This window comes from Moorena sp. SIO3I6, assembly GCF_010672095.1.
In genome coordinates this window covers 1-2,911 of record NZ_JAAHHU010000535.1, presented here as the reverse complement: position 1 = coordinate 2,911, position 2,911 = coordinate 1, and the positions used below count along the sequence as shown (strand labels likewise).

General features: G+C 44.2%; 4 protein-coding genes. All 4 read right to left on the bottom strand.

Annotated features, from left to right (window positions below; genetic code table 11):
* The coding region (gene nadC, locus F6K49_RS39095) for a carboxylating nicotinate-nucleotide diphosphorylase (RefSeq protein ID WP_293105919.1) at nt 1-836 on the bottom strand (836 nt) is incomplete at its 3' end.
* 140 nt (nt 837-976) lie between these two features.
* Nucleotides 977-1,780: an SDR family NAD(P)-dependent oxidoreductase gene (locus F6K49_RS39090; RefSeq protein ID WP_293105917.1), complete on the bottom strand. Its 804-nt coding sequence runs from the start codon at nt 1,778-1,780 to the stop codon at nt 977-979.
* Between the two features lie 138 nt (nt 1,781-1,918).
* On the bottom strand, nt 1,919-2,053 hold the full coding sequence (locus tag F6K49_RS39085) for a hypothetical protein (protein ID WP_293105915.1): 135 nt from the start codon (nt 2,051-2,053) through the stop codon (nt 1,919-1,921).
* A 34-nt stretch (nt 2,054-2,087) separates the two neighbouring features.
* A partial coding sequence (locus F6K49_RS39080) for an isochorismatase family protein (RefSeq protein ID WP_293105913.1) occupies nt 2,088-2,911 on the bottom strand: 824 nt, incomplete at its 5' end.

Below are 2,911 nucleotides of genomic sequence, written 5' to 3'. Positions count from 1 at the left end.
AAATCCAACCAACTAGAGCGAGTAATGGGAGCACTGCTGGAGATGTAATCTACTCCTGTTTCGGCCACTGCACGAATCGTCTTTAAGGTCACATTACCCGATGCCTCAATTTTAATGTTGTTGTTGCGTACGCGAATTAGCTTAACTGCTACCTCCATCTGCTCAACTGGCATATTATCCAACATGATAATATCAGCATTGTGGGCGATCGCCTCTTCTACTTCCGCGAGAGTTGTTGTCTCTACTTCAATGGTCATAGGATAGGGAATAGTCTTACGAATTCGAGCGATCGCTTCCCCAATTCCCCCAGCCGCTTGAATATGATTATCCTTAATCATCACCGCATCATCCAAGCCCATGCGATGGTTAATGGCTCCTCCCACTTGAGTTGCATATTTTTCCAATAGTCTTAAGCCTGGAGTAGTTTTGCGAGTATCAACCAACTGGGCAGGCAAATCAGAAATTTTTTCGGCATACTGATGAGTTAGGGTAGCAATGCCACTCAGACTCATAGTTAGATTTAAGGCTACCCTCTCTCCCATCAACAAAGCATCAAATGGTCCGTGCAAACGAGCGATGGCTTGCCCTGGCTGACAACTTTCTCCCTCTGCTACTAGGGGGATGAAGCTGACCTTTTCATTTAATAAATAGAACACCCGCGCTGCAATTGGCAGTCCCGCAATTGTACCTGCTTGCTTAGCGATCCATTGTCCGTTTCCAGAACTAACTTCTTGAGCGAACAAAGCTTGGGTGGTGCGATCGCCTCTACCAATATCTTCTTTGAGCCATTGATGCAGTAGAGAGTCTAACACTATTGAGGGAGGTAATATTGCCATAACTCTTAACCAATTTAATTTCCTATGCAGCAATTAGATTAATATTTATACTTTGTAGCTCCCAATGGGAGTATTTCCTATCTTCTTGCCAAAAAAGGAGAAGGAAATACTCCTCAGTTAAAAGTTTAGCAAAAAAGCAGTTAAGTTAATGAAGATGGCACTCCCATCTGTCGTTGCCATTTTTCTTGAATTTTATCGTAATTGCTGTAATAGTCGTCTGGCTCGAATCCTGGCATGGGTTCATAGACATCTATTTCCTGCCACAGAGGCTGCAAGGACTCCAGAGATTCTAGAGATTGCTGGACGATTTTTTCTGGCTTAAGCCAATATTTTTTCTCTTCAGCTGTTGCATTTGGTCGCAATTTGTTTTCATTACCTGTGTCTGTAGTACTCACATTGATAAACCGTCCCCTGATTAGTCCTTGCCAGTCTTCTGACTGAGCTAGGTCTTGGATATAGCTCCGTAAGGTATCTTTGGCGTAAGTATAAGAGCGCCAGAAAGGGATCTTATATTTATCCGTAACAGAACCGAAACCACAAAGAGCAAGGGTCGTCTGGCGATTGCATTGATGCTCTTGGTTAAGTTTTTCGACAAGTGGCTGGGCTACGTTGACAAAGGTATGGTAGTTTGATGAAAATATTTCATCATCAATTCCCTTTTCATCCCAGTCTGCCTCGGTGGTTTCTGTCTCGATTTCATATTTGAATTTGCCTACGCCATGGATAAGGATCACATCAGAAACTTCCGAAAGGTCGAGATTAGTGATGGCTTGCTCGGCGGCTTGGCTATCGAGAAGATCGAATTGGCAATGCAGGGCATCCGTTTCCATAGGGGTTCTAGAAATGGCTACGCAAGTGGTATTTTCTTGCTGTAGAAAGTGTTCAATAAAACTGTTACCCAGAGCGCCGCTTGCACCTGTGACAATTGTTAGTCGAGATTTCATGATTTTTATTAAAAAGGTAAATTTTACTTGGTTTTGAACTTGGGATTGGGCGTTGCTTAATAATGGAGCGATGCAGCGCGGTCTTGGGGGTTTCCCCCACTCGCTATTGCATCAAGACAATGATTTTAAGAGTGAGGTTTAATGGGCTTTTGCTATGTAATGGGCTTTTGCTGTGTAATAGGCATCTTGCCGTGGCATGGGCATCTGGCGTGGAACTGGCATCTTGCCAGTTTCAATATATTTTCGGGCGGGCAGGATGCCCACCCCACTCATATTAATTCCTTGATTCAGCAATGCCTGGGATTGGTCACATCAAAATTGTAGAAGCAATGAACGCTCCACGCTCTGCCATGGTGTATAAACCAACATGATGAGCGATTTCCTGGGGATGAATTGCCGTCTTTGGCAAACCCTGCTGGGCTGCCATCTCTGCCGAGAGGTCGAAGGTGGAACAACCTTCGGTATAAACGGCAATATCTTTTAAGGTTGGTACCATATCATGATTGCGTGCTGATAGCATAGTAACCACGAAGTCCATTACACAAATATCGGTGCAGATGCCAACAACTACTAAGGCTTCTAGCTTGTGCTGGTTTATCCAGCTAATTAAAGTATTGTTTCCAGTATCTACATCAATGGAACCGATAAAACCATTGATGCAGTCTTTTTGAATTAAAGTAGCGTGGGGATGAGTTTCTAGCCATTCCAGTTCAGGAACCAGCTTTTCTTCCCCAGACCCTTTTTCACAATGAGGAGGATAGGGAGGTTCTGGTTTGCCTGGTTCGTGGGTATCTAGAAAAGCTAAGACTGGCCAACCTTTGGCGGTGAAAGCTTTGGCTAGGCGATCGCTTTCTGATACCATGGTGGCTATTTGCTGATTTGGTTCTGTTGGAGCCAAAGGACCAAAACCAACAGTGCAAAAGCCATTGAGCACATCCACAACGATCAAACCGGTGGGGCGATCGCCAATAGTATAGGGCTGAGGGTCAATGGGTAAGGCCGCTTCAATTGCTGCTAAGGTGGCATCGGGAGTAGTTAAAGAAGTTACCATCAAAACCTCCTGGTTATTTTTGGTATGGACAATTAAAGGCTCTTCCGTACTTGTTATGCTAAATAAACAGTTTGGCAAAG

Bases quoted from the DNA above. Each gene is read 5' to 3' on its own strand.
- F6K49_RS39090 (WP_293105917.1), bottom strand. From the start codon at position 1,780: ATGAAATCTCGACTAACAATTGTCACAGGTGCAAGCGGCGCTCTGGGT.
- F6K49_RS39085 (WP_293105915.1), bottom strand. From the start codon at position 2,053: ATGAGTGGGGTGGGCATCCTGCCCGCCCGAAAATATATTGAAACTGGC.